General features: G+C 54.6%; 25 protein-coding genes. 8 read left to right on the forward strand and 17 right to left on the reverse strand.

What is annotated here, in order from left to right; all coding sequences use genetic code 11:
• Positions 1-2 precede the first annotated feature (2 nt).
• On the reverse strand, positions 3-212 hold the full coding sequence (locus tag F384_RS06495; RefSeq protein WP_046497824.1) for a DUF1656 domain-containing protein: 210 nt from the start codon (positions 210-212) through the stop codon (positions 3-5).
• Positions 213-434: 222 nt separating this feature from the next.
• Here F384_RS06495 and slyA point away from each other — a divergent pair, with 222 nt between their 5' ends.
• Positions 435-875: a transcriptional regulator SlyA gene (slyA, locus tag F384_RS06500; protein WP_080949892.1), complete on the forward strand. Its 441-nt coding sequence runs from the start codon at positions 435-437 to the stop codon at positions 873-875.
• Positions 876-919: 44 nt separating this feature from the next.
• On the opposite strand, the gene slyB is transcribed toward slyA, so the two are convergent.
• Positions 920-1,387 (reverse strand): outer membrane lipoprotein SlyB, encoded by a 468-nt coding sequence (gene slyB / locus F384_RS06505; protein ID WP_046480503.1) that lies wholly within the window; start codon positions 1,385-1,387, stop codon positions 920-922.
• A gap of 272 nt (positions 1,388-1,659) precedes the next feature.
• Between slyB and anmK the strand changes: the two genes are divergently transcribed.
• From anmK to pdxY, 5 genes are all read left to right on the forward strand, one after another.
• Positions 1,660-2,781 (forward strand): anhydro-N-acetylmuramic acid kinase, encoded by a 1,122-nt coding sequence (gene anmK / locus F384_RS06510; RefSeq protein ID WP_046480505.1) that lies wholly within the window; start codon positions 1,660-1,662, stop codon positions 2,779-2,781.
• A 93-nt stretch (positions 2,782-2,874) separates the two neighbouring features.
• Positions 2,875-3,198 (forward strand): C-type lysozyme inhibitor, encoded by a 324-nt coding sequence (gene mliC / locus F384_RS06515; protein WP_044254665.1) that lies wholly within the window; start codon positions 2,875-2,877, stop codon positions 3,196-3,198.
• Between the two features lie 58 nt (positions 3,199-3,256).
• Positions 3,257-3,913, forward strand: a complete 657-nt coding sequence (gene pdxH, locus F384_RS06520) for a pyridoxamine 5'-phosphate oxidase (RefSeq protein WP_046480507.1) — start codon at positions 3,257-3,259, stop codon at positions 3,911-3,913.
• A gap of 126 nt (positions 3,914-4,039) precedes the next feature.
• Entirely contained in the window at positions 4,040-5,314 is a 1,275-nt protein-coding gene (tyrS, locus tag F384_RS06525; RefSeq protein ID WP_046480508.1) for a tyrosine--tRNA ligase, read from the forward strand.
• Positions 5,315-5,380: 66 nt separating this feature from the next.
• On the forward strand, positions 5,381-6,241 hold the full coding sequence (gene pdxY, locus F384_RS06530) for a pyridoxal kinase PdxY (protein ID WP_046480510.1): 861 nt from the start codon (positions 5,381-5,383) through the stop codon (positions 6,239-6,241).
• Positions 6,242-6,289: 48 nt separating this feature from the next.
• On the opposite strand, the gene gstA is transcribed toward pdxY, so the two are convergent.
• The 12 genes from gstA to blr all read right to left on the reverse strand — a co-directional run bounded on the left by gstA (position 6,290) and on the right by blr (position 16,537).
• Positions 6,290-6,895 carry a glutathione transferase GstA gene (gene gstA / locus F384_RS06535; RefSeq protein WP_046480511.1) on the reverse strand — a complete coding sequence of 202 codons (606 nt, stop codon included), beginning with the start codon at positions 6,893-6,895 and terminating at the stop codon, positions 6,290-6,292.
• A 105-nt stretch (positions 6,896-7,000) separates the two neighbouring features.
• Complete coding sequence (gene dtpA / locus F384_RS06540) at positions 7,001-8,506, reverse strand: dipeptide/tripeptide permease DtpA (protein ID WP_046480513.1); 1,506 nt, start codon at positions 8,504-8,506, stop codon at positions 7,001-7,003.
• Between the two features lie 608 nt (positions 8,507-9,114).
• A complete protein-coding gene (gene nth, locus F384_RS06545; RefSeq protein WP_046480514.1) occupies positions 9,115-9,750 on the reverse strand; it encodes an endonuclease III in 636 nt (211 codons plus the stop codon).
• Positions 9,747-10,445 (reverse strand): electron transport complex subunit E, encoded by a 699-nt coding sequence (locus F384_RS06550; RefSeq protein ID WP_046480516.1) that lies wholly within the window; start codon positions 10,443-10,445, stop codon positions 9,747-9,749. Before F384_RS06550 ends, nth begins: the two co-directional genes overlap by 4 nt.
• A 3-nt stretch (positions 10,446-10,448) precedes the next feature.
• Entirely contained in the window at positions 10,449-11,069 is a 621-nt protein-coding gene (rsxG, locus tag F384_RS06555) for an electron transport complex subunit RsxG (protein ID WP_046480518.1), read from the reverse strand.
• A 3-nt stretch (positions 11,070-11,072) separates the two neighbouring features.
• Positions 11,073-12,131 (reverse strand): electron transport complex subunit RsxD, encoded by a 1,059-nt coding sequence (gene rsxD / locus F384_RS06560; protein ID WP_046480519.1) that lies wholly within the window; start codon positions 12,129-12,131, stop codon positions 11,073-11,075.
• On the reverse strand, positions 12,132-14,168 hold the full coding sequence (gene rsxC / locus F384_RS06565; RefSeq protein ID WP_046480521.1) for an electron transport complex subunit RsxC: 2,037 nt from the start codon (positions 14,166-14,168) through the stop codon (positions 12,132-12,134).
• Positions 14,161-14,739, reverse strand: coding sequence for an electron transport complex subunit RsxB (rsxB, locus tag F384_RS06570; RefSeq protein ID WP_046480523.1), 579 nt, complete (start codon positions 14,737-14,739; stop codon positions 14,161-14,163). The genes rsxC and rsxB overlap by 8 nt, the downstream gene beginning before the upstream one ends.
• Positions 14,739-15,320 carry an electron transport complex subunit RsxA gene (rsxA, locus tag F384_RS06575; protein WP_005121199.1) on the reverse strand — a complete coding sequence of 194 codons (582 nt, stop codon included), beginning with the start codon at positions 15,318-15,320 and terminating at the stop codon, positions 14,739-14,741. Before rsxA ends, rsxB begins: the two co-directional genes overlap by 1 nt.
• 76 nt (positions 15,321-15,396) lie before the next feature.
• Complete coding sequence (locus F384_RS06580) at positions 15,397-15,837, reverse strand: DUF2569 domain-containing protein (protein WP_046480527.1); 441 nt, start codon at positions 15,835-15,837, stop codon at positions 15,397-15,399.
• A gap of 78 nt (positions 15,838-15,915) precedes the next feature.
• On the reverse strand, positions 15,916-16,131 hold the full coding sequence (gene ydgT, locus F384_RS06585; protein ID WP_046480529.1) for a transcription modulator YdgT: 216 nt from the start codon (positions 16,129-16,131) through the stop codon (positions 15,916-15,918).
• 280 nt (positions 16,132-16,411) lie between these two features.
• Positions 16,412-16,537 (reverse strand): division septum protein Blr, encoded by a 126-nt coding sequence (gene blr, locus F384_RS28565; protein ID WP_193388319.1) that lies wholly within the window; start codon positions 16,535-16,537, stop codon positions 16,412-16,414.
• 240 nt (positions 16,538-16,777) lie between these two features.
• Here blr and F384_RS06590 point away from each other — a divergent pair, with 240 nt between their 5' ends.
• Positions 16,778-17,818 (forward strand): oxidoreductase, encoded by a 1,041-nt coding sequence (locus tag F384_RS06590; RefSeq protein WP_046480531.1) that lies wholly within the window; start codon positions 16,778-16,780, stop codon positions 17,816-17,818.
• Between the two features lie 39 nt (positions 17,819-17,857).
• Here the strand turns inward: F384_RS06590 and add are convergent, their stop codons facing one another.
• From add to malX, 3 genes are all read right to left on the reverse strand, one after another.
• Complete coding sequence (gene add / locus F384_RS06595) at positions 17,858-18,859, reverse strand: adenosine deaminase (protein ID WP_046480532.1); 1,002 nt, start codon at positions 18,857-18,859, stop codon at positions 17,858-17,860.
• A gap of 103 nt (positions 18,860-18,962) precedes the next feature.
• Positions 18,963-20,135 (reverse strand): MalY/PatB family protein, encoded by a 1,173-nt coding sequence (locus F384_RS06600; RefSeq protein ID WP_046480534.1) that lies wholly within the window; start codon positions 20,133-20,135, stop codon positions 18,963-18,965.
• Positions 20,136-20,144: 9 nt separating this feature from the next.
• A complete protein-coding gene (malX, locus tag F384_RS06605) occupies positions 20,145-21,737 on the reverse strand; it encodes a PTS maltose transporter subunit IICB (RefSeq protein ID WP_046480536.1) in 1,593 nt (530 codons plus the stop codon).
• 176 nt (positions 21,738-21,913) lie between these two features.
• On the opposite strand from malX, the gene F384_RS06610 reads away from it, so the two are divergent.
• Complete coding sequence (locus tag F384_RS06610) at positions 21,914-22,942, forward strand: Mal regulon transcriptional regulator MalI (RefSeq protein ID WP_046480538.1); 1,029 nt, start codon at positions 21,914-21,916, stop codon at positions 22,940-22,942.
• Positions 22,943-22,964 lie beyond the last annotated feature (22 nt).

Here is a 22,964-nt window from a genome sequence, read left to right on the forward strand (position 1 = left end):
AATTACCACGCAACCAATAGAAAAAGACCCGAACAGACGCAGAGGGCAAAAATCGACAGATCCATTAATAAAGGATGCCAGATGTCGCCGGAATAGATGCGTTCACGCAGCAGGCGATGAATGAAAAGCCACAGGAGAAAGCCCAGCGCAAAGGCCTTGAACAGTGGTGGGAAGTAAACAGATGCGCCAATCACCAGGTCTTGTAAGGGCATCCCTGTAGTATTGAGTGTGGAGGTCACAAGCAATAGTCCTTTGCGTCAGGTTACGTGTATACAGGTTTAGCAAAAACCTCAACAACGTGCGCTTTTTTCGCGTAATGTCTGAAAAATATGTCTGGCGGTAACCAATTGCAGCAATACATTTGTTTTAGCAATACAATTGCTGCACACTATTCTAAAATCAGTATAATATCTTAGCAAGCTAATTATAAGGAGATGAAATTGGAATCGCCATTAGGTTCTGATCTGGCACGGTTGGTGCGCATTTGGCGTGCTTTGATAGACCACCGTCTTAAGCCTCTGGAATTGACGCAGACACACTGGGTAACGCTGCATAATATTCATCAATTGCCACCGGATCAATCACAGATACAACTGGCAAAAGCGATTGGCATTGAACAGCCGTCACTGGTACGCACGCTGGATCAGCTCGAAGAGAAAGGGCTCATTTCACGTCAAACCTGTGTCAGTGATCGTCGTGCTAAACGTATAAAGCTAACGGAAAAGGCAGAGCCGCTGATTGCCGACATGGAAGCGGTTATCAATAAAACGCGTGGTGAAATTCTGGAAGGGATTACTGCGCAGGAAATTGACCTGCTGATCAAACTGATCACCCGACTTGAACACAATATTATTGAGCTCCAGTCGCACGATTAATGTCATAAAACGTGTGGTCAGGTCCTGACCACACGTTAATTCACTTAGCGCGGAGAGACGGTAACCTGGCGACCGTTGCTGGCCAGTACGACACGTTGTCCTGCAGAGAAACGCGTATCCCCTTGTTTCTGAACAACCATAATGGTGTTGCCATCATCCTTGCGGATTTCCAGCTCAACGCCCTGCGTTTTGTTCATCGCGCCCTGTACGCCTTGACCGGCGACACCACCGGCGACAGCACCTGCCGCGGTTGCCAGGGAACGACCCGTACCGCCACCGACCGTATTCCCCAGGAAGCCGCCGAGCACGGCACCGCCAATGGCGCCGATCACGTTTTCATTATCACCGGCCTGAATTTTAACCGGACGGACGTTTACAATCGTACCGTAGGTGACATTCTGCACCTGCTTCGCTTCGGAGGCGGTGTAGACATCACCTGAAAGGCTATCTGTGTTGGAACAACCCACCAGAGACAAGCCTGCCAGTGAAACGATCAGCACACGTTTAATCATCTAAAAATCTCCTGTTCACCATGAAACGCTACCCAAGCATCCCTCATGGTCAAATTATATGGCATTTGTGCGTTTAAGGTTACATGTTCTGTCTTAGCGATGCAGAAATCATAATAACAGCCAGGTTAACCAACTTTAAACGAACTATTCAGCGAATTCATTTAATTGATATTGCGTACGCGCTTTCGGGGAAAAACGTGAATGAAGCGTAGCATTGACTGCGCGTTTGTGATGGAGTGTTGTCGCAACGTTATGCTTAAAAAGGAACATGTATGAAATCGGGCCGTTATATTGGCGTGATGTCTGGCACCAGTCTTGATGGTGTCGATGTAATACTGGCGACGATTGATGACACGATGGTGGCCCAACAGGGGAGTCTTACCTGGCCGATGCCTGTTTCTCTTAAACAGGCGATTCTCGATATCTGTCAGGGACAATCCCTGACGCTCTCTCAGTTTGGTCAGCTTGATGTCCAGTTGGGCATGCTGTTCGCAGAGGCGGTAAACGCGCTGCTGGCACAGGAAAAACTGCGCCCACAAGACATTGTCGCCATCGGCTGTCACGGGCAAACCGTGTGGCATGAACCAGGCGGCGTTGCACCGCACACGTTGCAGATTGGTGATAACAATCAGATTGTGGCGCGTACCGGTATCACGGTGGTCGGCGATTTCCGTCGTCGGGATATCGCGCTGGGCGGACAGGGTGCGCCACTGGTGCCCGCATTTCATCAGGCGCTGCTCGCGCATCCGACAGAGCGAAGAATGGTGCTCAACATTGGCGGCATTGCGAATCTGTCGTTGTTGATGCCGGGGCAACCCGTTCGCGGATACGACACCGGGCCTGGCAATATGCTGATGGATGCCTGGATCTGGCGGCAGTGCGGTAAGCCCTATGATAAAGATGCGCAATGGGCCTGCGGCGGCACGGTGATTATTCCGTTGCTGCAAAACATGCTCAGTGACCCCTGGTTCTCGCTCCCCGCGCCGAAAAGTACCGGGCGGGAATACTTCAACTACGGCTGGATCGAACGCCAGCTGGCGGCGTTCCCGGGGATTAGCCCGCGAGATGTCCAGGCGACGCTGACGGAACTGACGGCGGTCACCATCTCCGAACAGGTGCTGCTGAGCGGGGGTTGTGAGCGCCTGATGGTTTGCGGCGGCGGCAGTCGAAATCCGTTGCTGATGACACGCCTGGCGGGACTGCTGCCGGGAACCGAAGTGACCACCACCGATGAAGCCGGGATTAGCGGCGATGATATGGAAGCGCTGGCGTTTGCATGGCTGGCGTGGCGCACGCTTGCCAGTCTTCCGGGCAATCTGCCGTCGGTCACCGGTGCCCGTGAAGCGAGTGTGTTGGGTGCTGTTTTCCCTGCCAACCCGCGAACTCAGAGTTAACTGAATTTTTCTTTCGTCTTCTGACGTTACACTGTGGAAATTAAGGAGGGTGAATTCACCCTCCCGGACCAGGAAAGTCTTCAGGATACGTCTATGAAAAAACTGCTACTCATCTGTTTCCCGCTTATGCTGTCCGGTTGCAGCGTCTACAACCAGTTTGTTGAGCGCATGCAAACGGACACGCTGGAATACCAGTGTGATGAAAAACCGCTGACGGTGAAATTGAATAATACCCGTCAGGAGGTGAATTTTGTTTATGACAACAAACTGCTCAATCTGAAGCAGGGCATCTCGGCGTCAGGCGCGCGTTATACCGACGGAATTTATGTGTTCTGGTCGAAAGGCGACGGTGCGACCGTCTACAAACGTGACCGTATCGTGCTGAATAACTGCCAGTTACAAAACCCGAAGCGTTGAGATTTCCAGCAGGGCGGCGCACAATAGCGCCACCCACTGACAATCCGTAGCGAACCTCATGTCTGATAACGACGAATTGCAGCAAATCGCGCATCTGCGCCGTGAATATACCAAAGGCGGTCTGCGCCGCCGCGATCTTCCCGCTGAGCCGTTAACCCTTTTCGAACGCTGGCTGGCTCAGGCATGTGATGCCAGACTCGCGGATCCCACCGCCATGGTCGTGGCGACCGTTGACGAAAATGGCCAACCTTATCAGCGTATTGTGTTGTTGAAACACTACGATGAAAAAGGTCTGGTGTTCTACACCAACCTCGGCAGCCGTAAAGCACATCAAATCGAAAAAAATCCGCGGATCAGCCTGCTGTTTCCCTGGCATATGCTGGAACGTCAGGTGATGGTCACTGGCAAAGCCGAGCGCTTATCGACGCTGGAAGTGGTGAAGTACTTTCACAGTCGTCCGCGTGACAGCCAGATCGGTGCCTGGGTGTCGAAACAGTCCAGCCGCATTTCCGCGCGCGGGATCCTCGAAAGCAAATTCCTCGAACTAAAACAGAAATTCCAGCAGGGCGAAGTGCCGCTGCCCAGTTTCTGGGGCGGATTCCGCGTCAGCATTGAGCAGATGGAGTTCTGGCAGGGCGGTGAACACCGACTGCATGACCGCTTTCTCTACCAGCGTGAAAATAACGCATGGAAAATTGACCGTCTCGCACCATAAACCCGGAAAATTGTTGTTTTAAGCGCTAGCGCTGTGTGCGCCAGCGCTTTATTCTATAGAGCTTTCGCGTCTGGCGAAAAGTCGTGTACCGGCAAAGGTGCAGTCGTTTTATACATGGAGATTTTGATGGCAAGCAGTAACTTGATTAAACAATTGCAAGAGCGGGGGCTGGTCGCCCAGGTGACGGACGAGGAAGCGTTAGCAGAGCGACTGGCGCAAGGCCCGATCGCGCTCTATTGCGGCTTCGACCCAACCGCTGACAGCTTGCATTTGGGGCATCTGGTTCCCTTGTTATGCCTGAAACGCTTCCAGCAGGCAGGTCACAAACCTGTGGCGCTGGTCGGCGGCGCGACCGGTCTGATTGGCGACCCGAGTTTTAAAGCCGCCGAGCGTAAACTGAACACCGAAGACACCGTTCAGGAGTGGGTAGACAAAATCCGCAAACAGGTTGCTCCGTTCCTGGATTTCGACTGCGGCGACAACTCCGCTATCGCGGCGAACAACTATGACTGGTTCGGCAACATGAATGTGTTGACCTTCCTGCGCGATATCGGTAAGCATTTCTCTGTCAACCAGATGATCAACAAAGAAGCGGTGAAGCAGCGTCTGAACCGTGACGATCAGGGGATCTCCTTCACCGAGTTCTCCTACAACCTGTTACAGGGTTATGATTTTGCCTGCCTGAATAAACTGCATGGCGTGGCGCTGCAAATCGGCGGTTCCGATCAGTGGGGTAACATTACTTCCGGGATCGACCTGACGCGTCGTCTGCATCAGAATCAGGTCTTCGGTCTGACCGTTCCGCTGATCACGAAAGCCGACGGCACCAAGTTCGGGAAAACCGAAGGCGGCGCAGTGTGGCTGGATCCGAAGAAAACCAGTCCGTACAAATTCTACCAGTTCTGGATCAACACGGCGGACGCCGACGTGTATCGTTTCCTGAAGTTCTTCACTTTCATGGATCTTGAAGAGATCAATGCGCTGGAAGAAGAAGACAAGAACAGCGGTAAAGCGCCGCGTGCTCAATATGTGCTGGCCGAACAGGTCACGCGTCTGGTGCACGGTGAAGAAGGTCTTGTTGCGGCGAAACGCATCACGGAGAGCCTGTTCAACGGCACGCTGAGCGATTTGAGCGAAGCAGACTTCGAACAACTGGCGCAGGATGGCGTGCCGATGGTTGAGATGGATAAAGGCGCGGACCTGATGCAGGCGCTGGTGGATTCCGAACTGCAGCCGTCTCGTGGTCAGGCGCGTAAGACCATTGCGTCAAACGCGATTACCATTAACGGTGAGAAGCAGTCAGATCCGGAATACACCTTCGTTGACGGCGATCGTCTGTTTGGTCGCTATACGCTGTTGCGTCGTGGTAAGAAGAATTACTGTCTGGTGTGCTGGAAGTAATCGAAAGTTAGCAGGGGCGTGGGAAACCACGCCCTTTTCTATTTTCAGGGTTGTGGTAAGCAAAAAATGAAGAATATTCTCGCCATCCAGTCCCACGTTGTTTTTGGACATGCTGGCAATAGCGCCGCGGAATTTCCGATGCGCCGCCTGGGTGCCAACGTCTGGCCCCTCAATACGGTTCAGTTCTCTAATCACACGCAGTACGGAAAATGGACGGGCTGTGTCATGCCGCCCTCACATCTGACGGAGATTGTGCAGGGCATCGCCGATATCGATCAACTCAAGCGCTGCGATGCGGTGCTGAGCGGTTACCTGGGCTCAGCCGAACAGGGCGAGCATATTCTGGGGATCGTGCGGCAGGTGAAAGCGGCCAACCCGGCGGCGAAATATTTTTGTGATCCGGTGATGGGACATCCGGAAAAGGGCTGCATCGTCGCCCCCGGCGTCGCCGAATTTCATGTTCGTCACGCGTTGCCTGCCAGCGATATCATTGCGCCGAATCTGATCGAGCTGGAAATCCTCTGCGAACACGCGGTGAACAGCGTGGACGACGCCGTTGCCGCCGCCCGTGAGTTAATCGCGCAGGGACCGGAGATTGTGCTGGTAAAACATCTGGCGCGCGCGGGTTACAGTCAGGATCGTTTTGAAATGCTGCTGGTCACTGTCGACGACGCCTGGCACATCAGCCGTCCGCTGGTGGATTTCGGCGCACGTCAACCGGTCGGCGTTGGCGATGTGACCAGTGGGTTGCTGTTAGTGAAGTTGTTGCAGGGAGCGACAAACCAGCAGGCGCTGGAGCATGTCACCGCGGCGGTGTATGAGATTATGATTGCCACCAAAGCGATGCAGGAATATGAACTGCAGGTGGTTGCCGCACAGGACAGGATCGCTAAACCAGAGCATTACTTTAGCGCCACACAACTCTGACTGACATGCCGGATGCGGCGTCTACCGCCGCCATCCGGCACAATTCGCTTACTGTATTCCTTCCGCCTTCAACGCTGCCGCAACGCCCGGACGCTCAGCCATGCGCTTCATATACGCCGCGATATGGTCTAACCCATCCATATTGAGTTTCACCGCATACGCCCAGCGCAGCACGGTGAACAGGTAGGCATCTGCGATAGTGAAACGCGAGCCGCAAATCCATTGTCCCTCTTTGAGGGAAGCATCAACGTACTGCATTTTCTTCTCCAGCAGCGCGCGAACGGTCGGTTTGTACTCTTCTGGCGTATCAGGGCGAAACAACGGCGTGAAGCCTTTGTGCAACTCGGTTGCAATGTAGTTAAGCCACTCCAGCGTCTTATAGCGCGAGATGCTGCTCACGGGAGCCAACAGCTGGCGGTCAGGAACGCTATCGGCGAGGTACTGCATAATCGCCACGCCTTCGGTCAACAGCGTGCCGTCATCAAGCAGCAGGGCGGGAACCTGTCCTTTTGGGTTGACCGCGAAAAAATCATCGCCGTTTTCCAGACGCTTCTTCATCAAATCCACGCCATCCAGCGTGAAATCTTTCCCACTCTCGCGAAGGGTAATGTGGGAAGCAAGAGAGCAGGCGCCTGGCTTGTAGAACAGTTTCATCGATAACTCCTTTCAACTGAGGTTTAACGTATCCTGGTTCGGGTACAGGCAAAAAAAAAGCCGCTAACGCAAAGTTAGCAGCTTCATTATGCGTTTCCCAGAAATTTACGCGGCAGCGGTTTTAGACGCGTTTTCGCGAGGCTCGTCGTCCTGAGTCATGCGGTTCAGTTTCGGCGCCGTCAGCAGCATCAGAACAGCGATCACGGCGGTCGCCACACCAATCTGCAGGAACACGCGACCATACACTTCCAGAGACATCAGCGGATCGGTCACGTTTTCAGGAACTGCCATCATGCTGGCGACATAACCGCCAATGATGTTGGCGCCGGCGGTAGTAAGGAACCAGCTACCCATGATGAAGCCCATCAGACGCTGTGGAACCAGTTGTGCCACCATGGCCAGACCCAGACCGGAAATCATCAGCTCACCGATACTTTGCAGACCGTAGCAGATGATCAGCCAGTTCACGGATACGATGCCCGCATCGGTCGCGAATTTTGCGCCCAGCGGCAGGATCAGGAACGCGCCAGAACACAGCACCATACCAATGGCAAACTTCGTCGGCATCGGCAGGGTGTCGCCCATCTTGTTATAGATAGCGGCGAGGATAGGGCTACCGATGATGATCCAGAACGGGTTCAGCGCCTGATACTGTTCAGGTTCGAACGCGATGCCAAGGATAGAGTGCTCAACGTTACGAATAGCGAAGAAGTTCAGCGACGTCGGCATCTGGCTGTACAGTACGAAGAAGATGATCGCTTCCAGCATCAGGATGAACGCCACGATCATTTTACGACGCGCGGCACCCTGCATCGCGAACGCTTCTTTACCGAAGATAAAGACGATACCGAGTGCGATCACACCCAGAACCATACGGGCGATTTGCTGGTTGTGCAGCAGCCAGGTCGCAATCGCGACCAGCGCGATAACGCCGACGATGGTCAGCAGCAGGTTGCGGATGTTGATGGGTTCGAAGTCAGGTTTAGAACCGTAGTTTTTCACCCAACGCTGGCAGAACGCGAAGTTCACTACGGTTATCAGCATACCGACGACGCTCAGCGCGAACGCGGTGCTCCAACCGTAATGCGCGGCCAGCCACGGTGTTGCCAGCATAGAGAAGAATGAACCGATGTTGACGGACATGTAGTACATCGTAAAGGCGCCATCAAGACGCGGGTCATCTTTCGCGTAGCAGGTCGAAAGCAGTGAGGACGGGTTCGCTTTAAACAGGCCATTACCGACGGCAATGGCGGCCATCCCCATATAAACGACACCGGCATCGTGTCCGGACCATGCCACCAGGGCATAACCGATAGCCAGTACTACCGCGCCGAGCATAATGACGCGTTTGGTACCCAGAACTTTGTCACCTAACCAGCCACCAATGGCGACCAGACCGTAAACCAGGGCGCTAAAGGATGAGAAAAGAGTGATTGAATCCGCTTCAGACATACCCAGTTGTTTAACCAGGTAAACGGCCATAATTCCTTGTAAGCCGTAATAACCGAAACGCTCCCAGAGCTCAATCGAGAAGATGAGATAGAACGCCTTCGGTTGTTTGAAAGCGTTAAGACTGACGCTTTCCGTTGGTTTCTTGTTTGCAGTAGACACTTTAACCTCTTTTTTTACATCCCATATTAACGGGGGTGTTCTGTCACGTGATACCTCTTGGGTAGCCGCGAAATTGTTATAGTGGGAGGGGAAACGGCGAGTAATGTTCACTATCTTGCACTTTCAGACAAGTCTTTTGTAATAATCTGTTACATATATCCTGGGCGGTGGATTCAACGGGGTGGGTAAATGTTATCTAGCGTTAAATTTTACTAATTGAGTAATGGCAGTTTATTACGCTGTCGCCTTGCCCTGAAAATGGCTGTATGGCGATATGTTCTGCTATTTGTCGTTTTATGTAGTGATAAAGGCCAGCATCTAAAAAATAGCCAGTGTAATGTTTTGTGTATAAAAACTGACTCATTGTCATTTGATTGTAGAATTAACCAAAATGAGCAAAAAAATTTACACATAGTTATCACTATGATCGGGATCACAATTGGATAGAAATTTTCGTTATTAAAAAAAGGATTAACCTGAATAAGTGCTTATAGCCAGGATGATTCATTTGCATAAGTCGGACAGAGTGGAATCATTGACGGGTTGTGGCGAAAGAAGCAGAGGATAACAAAAACTGATGACGGGGCGATGATACCCGCCCCTGGCGGTCAGATATCCACCTTCTCTTTGAATTCACAAAGATCTTCGATGATACAGGAACCACAGCGTGGTTTGCGGGCAATACAGGTATAGCGTCCGTGCAGAATAAGCCAGTGGTGACAGTCGACCTTAAATTCAGCAGGAACCACCTTCAGTAATTTCTCCTCCACCTGCTCAACGTTCTTGCCGGGGGCAAACTGGGTACGGTTACAGACGCGAAAGATATGCGTGTCGACGGCGATGGTTGGCCAGCCGAAGGCCGTATTCAGCACGACGTTCGCCGTCTTGCGGCCCACACCCGGTAGCGCTTCAAGCGCCGCACGATCTTCTGGCACCTCGCCATGATGTTGCTCAAGCAGGATACGGCAGGTCTTAATCACATTCTCGGCTTTGCTGTTAAACAGGCCGATCGTTTTGATGTAGGATTTGACCCCTTCAACGCCGAGTTCCAGCATGGCGGCGGGGGTATTGGCAATCGGGTAGAGTTTCGCTGTAGCCTTGTTCACGCTGACATCCGTCGCCTGCGCAGACAGCAGCACGGCTATTAACAGCTCAAAGGGCGAGCTGAAATTCAGCTCGGTGGTCGGATGCGGATTGTTCGCACGTAATCGGGTTAATATCTCTAACCGCTTCGCTTTATTCATGAGGCATTCCCTGGTTCACCGGAGGGCAACTCCGTCGCGACGGCCGCACTGGCGCGGCGTTTTTTCATCTTCTCATCAATGAGATATTTCACCGCCAGCATCAGTCCCAGTCCAATAAATGCGCCAGGCGGTAACATCGCCAGCAAGAAAGGAGAGTCGGTGTGGAAAATTTCCACGCGCAGCACCTTCGCCCAGTTGCCGAGCAGTCCATCCGCACCATCAAACAGCGTGCCATTGCCGATTATCTCGCGCAGGGAACCCAGCACAAACATGGCGCCGGTTGCCCCCATCCCAATGGAGAAGCCGTCCAGCGCCGACAGCGCCGGGCCCTTTTTGGCGGCAAAGGCTTCCGCGCGTCCCACCACAATGCAGTTGGTCACGATCAGCGGGATAAAGATCCCCAGTGACTGGTAAAGACCAAAGGCGTAGGCGTTGATCAGCATTTGTACCGCACTGACCACCGAGGCGATGATCATCACGTAAATCGGGATACGAATTTCGGCTGGCGTCCAGCGGCGCAGCGCGGAGATGGTCAGGTTGGTCAGCGTCAGCACCAGCGTCGTGGCAAGCCCCAGCCCGAGGGCGTTGGTGGCGGTTGAGGTAACCGCCAGTAACGGACACATCCCCAGTAGCTGCACCAGCGCAGAGTTGTTCTTCCACAATCCCTGAACGATGACGTCTTTAATTTCACTCATGACTTACTCTCCGCAGGCCGGAAGTTGGGGCAATTGCGCAGGCAGCGTTTGGGCATACAGCCCCGCACGCCTGACGGCATTGACCACCGCACGCGGCGTAATTGTCGCCCCGGTAAACTGGTCAAAATCGCCGCCATCTTTTTTCACGGCCCAGTGGCTGTCGTTATCACCCTGAATCTTTTTACCGCTGAAACCGGTGATCCAGTCTGACAGACGCAGTTCAATTTTATCGCCCAGACCCGGCGTTTCATGGTGTTCCGTTACGCGGGTACCCAAAACCGTGCCGCTGAAGTCGGCACCGACCAGTAACTGAATCGCGCCGGAATAACCATCCGGCGCCGTCGTCTCCAGCACGGCCGCCACGGGCGTACCGTCCTGCTCAGCAATATAGACGCGATGTTCGCCTTTCCCCAGAGCGGTCGCGCTGACCACGACGCAGCGATCCTGCAAACGGTTATTATAGCGATCGGCAGGCAGAACCTGATCAAACAGCGCCTTTTGCTGAATGGCCGCCTGCTCATCAATGGTGGTTTTGGTCATCAGGTTGATGGCGGCGGTCAGTCCGGTCGACCCTGCCGCAAACAGCGCCAGGGTGATGCCATGTTTACGAATCGTTTTCAGCATGGATTATCCTTTGCGGTGTCCGTACACCCGCGGACGCGTGTAGTAGTCAATCAGCGGGACCGTAATATTGGCCAACAGCACGGCAAAGGCCACGCCATCCGGATAGCCGCCGAAGCTGCGGATTAACCACACCAGCAAGCCCGCCAGCGCGCCGAATACCAGACGACCGCGATTGGTCGTCGACGCTGTCACCGGGTCAGTCAGAATGAAGAATGCGCCCAGCATCGTTGCCCCGGAGAGCAGATGAATTTGCGGGGAGGCGAGTGCCTCAGGCGCAAACAGCCAGCCCAACGTCGCGCAGACGGTTAATGAGAGCAGGAAGCTAACGGGAATATGCCAGCGAATGGCTTTTTGTTGCAGCAGAAAAACGCCACCTGCCAGCCAGGCCAGGTTGACCCACTGCCAGCCCGCACCGGCAAACATACCGCTGTAAATGGGGTACTGCATGATCTGCTCAACGGAATGACCGGCATGCAGGGAGGTTTTGAAGGTGTCCAGCGGCGTGGCCTGGCTTATCCCGTCAATCCCCATACGCAGCGTATTCATGTCACCGCCGCTGGCGGTATGTCCGGTAAAGATTATCTGCAGGGCATCGAGTAATCCTGGCGTTGTGGCGGCAATATCCTGCGGTGGCAACCAACTGGTCATCTGCACCGGAAAGGAGATCAGTAGCACCACATAGCCAATCATCGCCGGATTGAACGGGTTTTGTCCCAGACCGCCATACAGTTGCTTGGCGATGATCACCGCGAATACCGTACCGAGGATCACCATCCACCAGGGGGCGAGGGGAGGAATACTGACGGCAAGCAGCAGACCGGTCAGCAGCGCGGAGTTGTCTTTTAAAATCGTCAGCACCGGTTGCTTACGTAATCTGAGCACGGCGGCTTCAGCCAGCAGCGCACTTGCACAGGCGAGTACAATCTGCAACAGCGTTCCCCAGCCGAAAAACCACCATTGCACGGCAATTCCCGGCACGGCGGCCAGCAAGACCAGCAGCATGATGCGTGAGGTTTGACGCTGATTATGCGTATAGGGAGAGCTTGCGATTCTGAATACCATTTATTCCTCGTTAACAACCTGCTGCTGAGCATCTTTTTTGGCTTTTGCACGCGCGATGGCGGCGGCGATGGCCGCTTTGCGCGGATCCACCGGTTCATCAGACGCGGTGGGTTCGTTGCTGGTCTGCTGCTCCTGTTTGCGCGCCTTCGCCCGGGCAATCGCGGCTTCAACGGCCGCTTTGCGCGGATCCACCGGTTCATCAGACGCGGTGGGTTCGTTGCTGGTCTGTTGTTCCTGCTTGCGCGCCTTCGCCCGGGCAATCGCGGCTTCAACGGCCGCTTTGCGCGGATCCACCGGTTCATCAGACGGGGTGGGTTCGCTGCTGACCTGTTGTTCCTGTTTGCGCGCCTTCGCCCGGGCAATCGCGGCTTCAACGGCCGCTTTGCGCGGATCGGTGTCGGTTGCGGTAGCGTTCTCGGCCTGTTTTGCTCGTGCCAGCGCTTTACGCGCTTCGCGGGCCGCAATCACCGCGCTGTTATCCGGCATTTCTCCTGCTTTGATGATGACCGGTTTTGTTGCCTGAGCCTGTTTCTCTTTGACGCGAGCCAGGGCGGCGGCAATGGCATCCTGATCTTTCGCCGCTGGCTGTACGGCAGCTTTCTTATGACGTTCCAGACGCGCGGCTTTCTCACGCTCCAGGCGAGCCTGACGCGCTTCGAAACGCGCTTTGGCCTCCGCCGCGCGTTTTTCTTCCTGGCTTATTGCATAAAGCTCAGCTTTTTCCTGACGGAAATATTGCACCAGCGGAATGTTACTTGGGCAGACCCAGGCGCAAGCGCCGCACTCAATGCAGTCGGCAATGTTATGCGCCGTGGCTTTGTCATGCTGCTGTCCTTTACTGAACCAGTAAAGCTGCTGGGGCAGAAGATCGGCCGGGCAGGCGTCGGCGCAGGCGCTACAGCGAATGCAGCCTTTCTCTTCCTGCGGTTCGCCCATTTCTGTTGCCGACGGCGCCAGCAAACAGTTGGTTATCTTCACCACCGGGACATCGAGCCACGGCAGGGTGAAGCCCATCAGCGGGCCGCCCATGATCACCATCTGATCGGCAGAAGGGCAGAAACCCGCATCATTTAGCAGATGTCGCACCGGCGTACCGAGCCTCGCCCAGACGTTGCCCGGATGAGTGACCGCTTCACCGGTGAGGGTCACAACGCGCTCGGTAATCGGTTCGCCGTCAATGACCGCGCGTTTTACCGCATACGCCGTGCCGACGTTTTGCATCAGTACGCCGATGTCGGAAGAACGACCGCCGTGCGGAACTTGTTTTCCGGTCAGGATTTGGGTCAGTTGCTTTGCGCCGCCCGACGGATATTTCGTTGGGATCACGCGCAGCGCAATATCCTGCGCGCCTGCCAGCACCGCACGCAGCATCGAGATCGCCTGCGGCTTGTTATCTTCGATACCGATGAGGATTTCACGCGGTTGCAGAATATGCGCCAGAATACGGATACCCTCGACGACCTGCGCCGCGCAGTCCTGCATCAGACGATCGTCGGCGGTAATATAGGGTTCACATTCCGCGGCGTTGATGATCAGCGTTTCAATTTTGTCACCGCCGCCCTGCAATTTATTCCCGGTCGGGAAACCCGCGCCGCCCAGCCCGGCGACGCCGAACTGGTGAATGCGGGCTATCAAGTCTTCTCGACTGTGCGAACGGTAATCCTGCCAGCCTTCACGCTCAATCCAGCGGTCTTCACCGTCGGCATCAATGATCACACTCAGCTCGGCTAATGCTGAAGGGTGCGCCGTCGAGTGGGGCGCAATCGCTACTACCGTTCCGGAGGTGGGGGCATGAACCGGGAGCATTCTTCCCCATCCACGGGTCAGCGGCTGTCCGCGCAGTACGTGCTGTCCTTCGGCGACGCACAGTTCCCCTTCAGCACCGATATGCTGTTTGAGCGGCATAACGAAACGCTGCGCGAGGGGGACCTGGCGCAGCGGCGTGCCGTTCGACTGGGTTTTCATTTCCGGCGGATGGATGCCACCGTTGAAATCCCAAATCTTATCTTTTCTGAAAGCAGAGAATAACTTAAGCATGTTGTTCCACGGGGATAATACGCACGGGGATCGTATTCAAATCCCACTTCCAGTTGTCAGGCGTTTCGGCGACCGGACGCAGTTCAATACAGTGAGTCGGGCAGGGGTCAACGCACAGATTGCAGCCCGTGCACAAATCGCTCATCACCGTGTGCATGGCGCGCGTTGCGCCAATAATGGCGTCCACCGGACAGGCCTGGATACATTTGGTGCAGCCAATACAGTTGGCTTCATCAATCACCGCCAGCATGCGAACCGGCGTAACGTCCTGTTCATCGCCATCAATCGGTTGAGGGTCGACGTTCAGCAGTTCCGCAATTTTCAACATCACCGCTTCGCCGCCGGGCGCACAGCGGTTAATTTTTTCCCCCTGGCCACCAATCGCTTCCGCGTAAGGTCGACAGCCAGGATAGCCGCATTGCCCACACTGGCTTTGCGGCAGAATTTCATCAATTTTTTCAACGACAGGATCATCCTCCACCGCGTAACGACGGGAGGCATAACCCAGGATAGCGCCGAACACCAGGCCCAGCAGGCTCACGGCGGCAACGGCAATCCAGATAGCATTCATTACAACTTCACCAAACCACTAAAGCCCATAAAGGCCAGAGACATTAACCCGGCGGTAATCAGCGCAATGGCGTTACCGCGAAAGGGCGCTGGTACATCCGCGACGGCGAGACGCTCGCGAATCGCCGCAAACAGCACCATCACCAGCGAGAAGCCGACGGCGGCGGAAAAACCGTACAGCGCCGACTGCAAAAAGTTGTGGCCGAGATTGATATTCAACAGCGCCACACCGAGGACCGCACAGTTGGTGGTGATCAGCGGTAAGAAGATCCCCAGCAGGCGATAGAGCGCCGGACTGGTTTTACGCACCACCATTTCGGTAAATTGCACCACGACCGCAATAACCAGAATAAAGGCCAGCGTGCGCAGATAAATGAGATCGAGCGGAATCAGGATCCAGGTGTCAATCAGCCAGGCGCAGATTGAGGCCAGCGTCATCACAAACGTGGTCGCAAGCCCCATCCCCATCGCGGTTTCCAGTTTTTTGGAAACACCCATAAAGGGGCAAAGACCCAGAAACTTAACCAGTACAAAGTTATTGACCAGTACAGTTCCGACAAACAGCAGCAGGTAATCAGTCATTTTTCGGCCTGAAATAAAAAAGCCGCCTATTATCTGACAATCTACAGCAGGCGACAACAGGTTAACTGTAGGGTTATTACGGATTCACAAAGGTGGTTTTCACACGTACAGAGCGCTTGAAATAGGGCACTAACAGCGCCGCCGCCAGCAGTGGAAAAAGCAACTGGCGTACCGCGAGTGCGTCAGGCACCGGCGAAAAGGCGAAAGCTTTAACCGCCAGTAAGACGGAGACCAGTAGCCAGATAATATAATGTTTCGGGACACTGCGTCTGCGCTTAAAGAACGCAATCGTCAACCACAGGGTGTAATACCACATAGCGATTGCGGTGAGAAAAGAGACGCCCCACAACAGCAGATTGCCGGTACTTTGCTCTGCCAGCATCGCAAACGTTTTGGGAGAAGCGAGTGCAGTGGCATACAAAAACAGGGCCAGCGACGCACTCAGCAAGGCCACTAAAAGCCAGGCCAGCGGGCCCAGTAACCAACCGCCAATGCGCTGTGCCGGTGTTGTGGTCATAAAATCTCCGGAATTGCCATACGTACCGTTCTTTTTGGGGCGGTTATTATAAAGCTTTTACCGGCAAGCGCTACTTTCTTATTGCACGTAACGCCAGACTGATTTCGGTACCTGGCCAACATCAAAAAGACGGCCGCCGGAGACCAGTTCTGCGCGACGGTGATCGGCAGCGCGATACATATTGATAATGTCCCGCTCATCGGTAAGGGTGTAATGCAGATGGTCAAACAGTTTTTCCAGGCTTTCGAGCGAGCTAATTTTGCGAAATTTTAATAAATAATCCTGAACAGTCATAAACAGGGATCCCTATTATAAAAATAAAGCCGACGAGTCGTGAACGTAAATAAACCTTTCCGGCGAAAGGAACCGGCAGGCAAATGCCAAAAAGTATTTTCTTAAGCGGTGTTTGATGTGTCAGACGACACCAGAGCGAAGGGTAACGCGCTTCGCCATTACTGGCAATAAGCGCAAAGGCAGGATACCGCACAATCCGCTTTTTCAGATAATTTTACGGCTTTTTCTGCAATTAACATGGGAAAACAGGCCTGCCAGGCGACATACGTCGCCTGGCACACTATTTCGGCTGAACCGCGGCGGTCGGTTCGGGAGGTTGATAATTATCGATATGATTAGCGACCCCGAGGAGGACCACAGAGACCGCAAGAACCACCCAACCTGTTAATTCAATAAGACGATCGATGACTGACGACATTTGCGTTGATTTATCCTTAAATACAGGCAGCAGATGTTACTTAGCAATAATTATCCCGGCAAGTGTTTCGGGAACGATTTCAGCGACTTTATACCGACAAAATGCACGAAAGTGACATTTATTTGACTTAAGTTAAATAACAGCCTTTTTCACGGCAGGTGAGTAAACTATTGTGAGTGGTTCATGGATAGTGTGAAATGGTCACAGACTGAAACGAGAGGCATAGATATGAGTGACAACATCCGTGTAGGACTGATTGGCTACGGATACGCCAGTAAAACGTTCCATGCTCCCCTGATTGACGGCACTCCGGGACTGGAACTGGCGGCAGTTTCCAGTAGCGATGCAGCGAAAGTGAAGGCGGACTGGCCTTCCGTGGCCGTTGTCTCTGAGCCGAAGCATCTGTTTAATGACCCCAATATCGATCTGATCGTCATTCCCACGCCCAACGATACCCACTTCCCGTTGGCCAAAGCGGCGCTGGAAGCGGGCAAACATGTGGTGGTGGATAAGCCTTTTACCGTGACACTGTCACAAGCGCGTGAACTGGATGCACTGGCGCGCAGCCTGGGACGGGTGCTTTCTGTTTTCCACAATCGTCGCTGGGACAGTGACTTTTTGACCCTGAAAGCGATGCTGGCAGAAGGCGTACTGGGCGAGGTCGCCTATTTTGAATCGCATTTCGACCGTTTTCGTCCGCAGGTGCGCGACCGCTGGCGTGAGCAAGGTGGGCCGGGGAGCGGTATCTGGTACGATCTGGCGCCGCATCTCCTTGATCAGGCGATTAATTTGTTCGGCCTGCCTGTTAGCATGACGGTCGATTTGGCGCAGTTGCGTCCGGGAGCGCAGTCAACGGACTATTTCCATGCAACGCTTTCCTATCCACAGCGTCGGGTGATTTTACACGGTACGATGCTGGCGGCTGCGGAATCGGCACGTTACATCGTGCATGGTTCGCGCGGCAGCTACGTGAAGTACGGTCTGGATCCGCAGGAAGAGCGCCTTAAAAGCGGGGAACGTCTGCCGCAGGAAGACTGGGGCTATGATATGCGTGACGGCATCGTCACACGCGTTGAAGGTGAAACGCGAGTGGAAGAGACCTGGCTGACCGTGCCGGGGAATTATCCGGCGTACTATGCCGGGATCCGCGACGCGCTGAATGGTAACGGCGAAAACCCGGTGCCGGCGAGCCAGGCTATCCAGATTATGGAATTGATCGAGCTGGGAATTGAGTCGGCAAAACATCGTTCGACGTTATGCCTTGCCTGATGTCTGAAAGGCCCGATGAGATTCATCGGGCCTTATTCTTTACGCTGTGGCGACTTTATCACGCAGCGCCTGTTTTTCCGCCGCGCTCAGGAAGGCGCTTTCCAGCCCGTTGATCTGCGCCTGACGAATCTGCTCGCGGCTCAGTCCCGCAGCCGGTGCCGCGACCGTATATTCGTGAATAATATCCACGCCCTGGACCGCCGGGTCGTCAGTGTTCAGGCTGGCGAGGACGCCATGCTCCAGGAACGTCTTCAGCGGATGGACGGACAACGACGCCACGGTGCTGGTCTGAATATTTGACGTCAGACAGGATTCGATACCAATACGCTGTTCGGCGAGGAAGTCCATCAGCGCCGGATCTTCTACCGCTTTGACGCCGTGACCGATGCGTTCCGCACCCAGTTCGCGAATGGCCTGCCAGATGCTTTCAGGACCGGCGGCCTCACCAGCGTGTACCGTAATATGCCAACCGGAGTCGCGCGCGCGGTTAAAATGGGACAGGAACAGACTGCCAGGAAAGCCCAGTTCATCACCGGCAAGGTCGAGGGCGATGATCCGATCGCGGTGCGCCAGCAGCGCTTCCAGTTCCTGCAGGCAGGCGGCTTCACCGAAGGTGCGGCTCATGATGCCAATCAGTTGCGCCTGTACGCCAAAGGTTTTGCAGCCTTCACGCACGCCGTCAATAACGGCTTCAACCACGCCAGCGATCGGCAACTGATGCGTCATTGCCATGTAGCCCGGGGAAAAACGCAGCTCAACGTAGTGCAGACCATTACGCGCGGCATCTTCGATATTTTCAAAAGCCACACGGCGACAGGCGTCAAGGGAGGCTAAAACCTTTACGCCCCAGTCCAGTTTCGACAGAAAGCTGACGAGATCGGGTTCTGTGGCTGTCACCTGCACATGCGGGATCAATGCGTCAAGGGTTTGCGCGGGGAGGGCTAAATTGAACTGGCGGCCTAGATCCAGGATGGTTTGTGCGCGGATGTTACCATCAAGGTGGCGATGTATGTCAGTTAACGGCAGGGAAATATCAATCATGATCGCACTCATTATTCGAATATAAAAGTGCGCTCTATTATAAAAACAAAAGCAGGGGAAAAGCTATGTTGCGCAATGATTAATTCCATTGCGCAACGGGTTGTCAGCGTACTGAACGGATCGCGTTAATTAATCCGTTCACGCCTTTTTCCAGTTTTGAGCGTGGACAACCGGCATTCAGACGCACAAAACCACACCCTTCATCACCGTAGGTGTAGCCGGGCATAATGGCAACTTTTTCCTGCTGAATCAGCGCATTCTGCAATGCCCGGTCGTCAACATTCAACGCCCGCAGATCAATCCACGCGAGATAGGTCGATTGGGGTATCTGCCAGTTGAGTTCAGGAAAGGCGTGGTTCAGCGTATCGGCAATGTAGCGCAGATTATCCCTGAGATACTCCCGCAGCGCATCCAGCCACGGCGCGCCCTGTTCGTAAGCCGCAATATGCGCCGTCAACGCCAGTACGGCGGGAGACGACAGGCCATCGCGGCCTTTTAGCGCATTCAGATAAGCATCGCGACTGTCAGCGTCTTCAATCATCCCGTAAGCGCCGGTCAGCGCCGGAATATTGAAGCTTTTGGAGGCGGAAGTGAACAGCGCCCAACTGTCGCGTGCTACGTTGCTCCATGGGATGTGCGGCTGTTCGCTCCAGACCATATCCATATGAATCTCATCAGATATCACCCGCACGCCGCGACGCTGGCAGCGCTCCGCCATGGTTTCCAGTTCTTCGCGTGTCCAGACTTTCCCGGTTGGGTTATGCGGACTGCACAGCAGCAGAATTTTACTTTCCGGGCGTGCCAGCGCCGCATCCAGTTTCTCCATGTCGCAATGCCAGTCGCCATTTCGCTGTTCCAGCGCCACCGGCACAACCTGGCGCTCATTACCTTCGATGGCCTTATAAAAGGCATCATAGGCCGGAGTATGGAGCACAACACCGTCACCGACAGAAGACCACTGGCGGATGAGTTGCGACACCATATAGATCACGGAAGGGCCATACACCAGCGATCCGGTATCGATTCGCGTGTTGTGACGCCGCGCAAACCAGTGGGCAACCGCGCTGAGAAACTCATCATTCTTCCAGCGACTGTAGCCCAGCACGCCGTGTGTGAGGCGCTGACTCAGCGCCTCCAGAATGCAGGGGGCCGTCGCGAAATCCATATCAGAGATGGTAAACGGCAACAGGTCGGCACTGCCAAAGCGGTCAGCCACGTAATCCCATTGCGTGCACCACGTACCGTGACGGTCGACAACCTGTGAAAAATCAAACATCGCGTGTCCTTATGCCTGAACGGTGTTCATCAGACCTGCCATTTCGTCTTTAACCGACTGGACCTGTGGGCCAATCACCACCTGTAGATTATGCTGATTCAACTGAACGACGCCAATGGCGCGGTTGTCCTTCAGCGCCTGCACATCGACCCGCGACATATCCTTTACAGAAAGACGCAGGCGGGTAATGCAGTTATCCAGACTGACGATGTTATCGGCACCACCCAGCGCGGCCAGAATGGCAGGAACGTTATAACCCGATTTCCCCGGTGTCCCGGCAACGGCTTTTTCGATCGTACTGGCGATCTCACTGTCGCGACCTGGTGTTTTGAGATTAAAGCGGGTGATAGCGAAGCGGAAGATGGCGTAATACACCACGAACCAGACTGCCGCCACGACCGGAACCAGATACCACTTGGTGGACAATCCGTGCAGGATCCCAAAGACCACAAAGTCGATAATATTGCCGTCGGTATTACCGATAGTCACGCCCAGGACCGACATCATGGTAAAGCCCAGACCGGTCAGCAACGCGTGAATGACATAGAGCACCGGTGCGACAAACAGGAACAGGAACTCCAGCGGTTCAGTCGTGCCACCGACGACGCAGGCAATCAACCCAGAGATCAGCAGTCCTTTGATCTTGTGACGGTTCTCCGGACGTGCGCAATGGTACATCGCTAACGCAGCCCCCGGCAAGCCGCCGAGGAACGCTGGCATCTTACCCTGTGACAGGAAGCGGGTCGCGCTTTCCGAGAAGCCTTGCGTGGTCGGGCAACTCAACTGCGCCTGGAAAATGGTCAGTGCGCCACTCACTGAATGACCGCACACTTCCTGGGTGCCACCGGCGTCGGTAAAGCGAATCAGCGCCACCAGAATGTGATGCAAACCAAACGGCAACAGCAGGCGTTCGCCGGTGCCAAACAGCATCGGACCAAAATCACCCGCGCTGTTAATCATATGGCCCAGACCGCTGATTCCCATCGCGAAAACCGGCCACACCAGCGGGATCACCAGACCGACCAGACCCATTACCACCGAGGAGACGATAGGGACAAAGCGGGTGCCGCCGAAGAACGCCAGCGCATCCGGCAGGCGGATGTTATGGAAACGTTCGTGCAGCATCCAGACGATAATACCGGCGATGACCGCGCCGAGGATCCCGGTATCGATTGACTGGATGCCGAGAATATTCTGGATATTGTTGGCTTTCAGAACCGCCGCATCGGTGGTTGGCAGGATGCCTTTCGCGGTCAGCCAGAAGTTAACGGCGAGGTTCATTACCGCATAACCGACAAAGCCGGCGAACGCCGCAACGCCTTTGTTCTCGCGCGCCAGTCCGAGCGGGATAGCAATACAGAACATTACCGGCAGGAAACTAAAGGCGAAGGAGCCCACTTTGCTCATCCAGGTAAAGATGGCCTGCAGTACCGGATTACCCAGTGCCGGAAGCAGGGTGATCACATCGTGACTGCTTAACGAACTGCCAATCCCGAGCATAATCCCGCAAAACGAAAGCAGCGCCACGGGCAACATAAACGTTTTCCCCAACTGCTGGAAAAACTCCCACAACGTGATTTTTGGTGTTGTCTTCGCCGTCATCTAACGACTCCTTGTGCAAATCCATGGGTAATGAGAAAATTTGAGCACGAAGATAAAACGTTTTACCATTTTTTAGTGCGGTGAAAGTCACATTATCAGCGGATGATTACGCGTATAAATATAAGTTATAGATAAAACGTTTTATCTGTCACATTATCAGGGAGTCCGGCGTTTTTATGGCTATAGCCAAAAAAATCACTATCCACGATGTCGCCCTTGCGGCAGGCGTCTCCGTCAGTACGGTTTCACTGGTGCTCAGCGGCAAGGGTCGCATTTCAACCGCCACCGGCGAACGGGTGAGTGCGGCAATAGAACAACTGGGTTTTGTGCGTAACCGTCAGGCCTCGGCGTTACGGGGGGGACAGAGCGGCGTGATCGGACTGATTGTCCGCGATCTGTCGGCGCAGTTTTATGCGGAACTGACGGCGGGGCTGACCGAAGCGCTGGAAGCGCAGGGCCGGATGGTGTTCTTGCTGCACGGCGGTCAGGATGGTGAACAACTGGCGCAGCGCTTTGCCATGCTACTGAATCAGGGCGTAGACGGGGTGGTGATAGCCGGAGCGGCTGGCAGCAGTGACGACCTGCGCGTGATGGCGGAAGAAAAGGGCATTCCGGTGGTTTTTGCCTCGCGAGCCAGCTATCTGGATGACGTGGATACCGTGCGTCCGGACAATATGCAGGCCGCGCAGTTGTTGACCGAGCATCTGATTCGTCACGGTCATCAGCGCATCGCGTGGCTGGGTGGGCAGAGTTCTTCATTAACGCGCGCGGAACGCGTCGGCGGCTACTGCGCGACGCTGCTGAAATACGGTTTACCGTTTCACAGCGACTGGGTGATGGAGTGCGCGTCCAGCCAGAAGCAGGCCGCCGAGGCCATTGGCGCGTTACTGCGGCGTAACCCGACCATCAGCGCGGTGGTGTGCTACAACGAAACCATTGCGATGGGGGCGTGGTTTGGCCTGATGCGGGCGGGACGACAGAGCGGTGAAGTGGGGGTCGATCGCTACTTTGAACAGCAGGTTTCGTTAGGCGCCTTTGCTGACGTGGCGGAAAACGCACTGGACGATCTGCCGATTGTCTGGGCGACAATACCTGCCCGGGAAATGGGGTACAGCCTGGCGGAGCGCATGCTGCAACGTATTGCGCACGAAGAGAGTCACTCCCGTAATCAGACGCTGTCTGCGCGACTGGTAGTACAAAAATAAACCCCTCCGAAGAGGGGCTTTA

This window comes from Citrobacter amalonaticus Y19 (assembly GCF_000981805.1).
Classification (GTDB): Bacteria; Pseudomonadota; Gammaproteobacteria; order Enterobacterales; family Enterobacteriaceae; genus Citrobacter_A; species Citrobacter_A amalonaticus_C.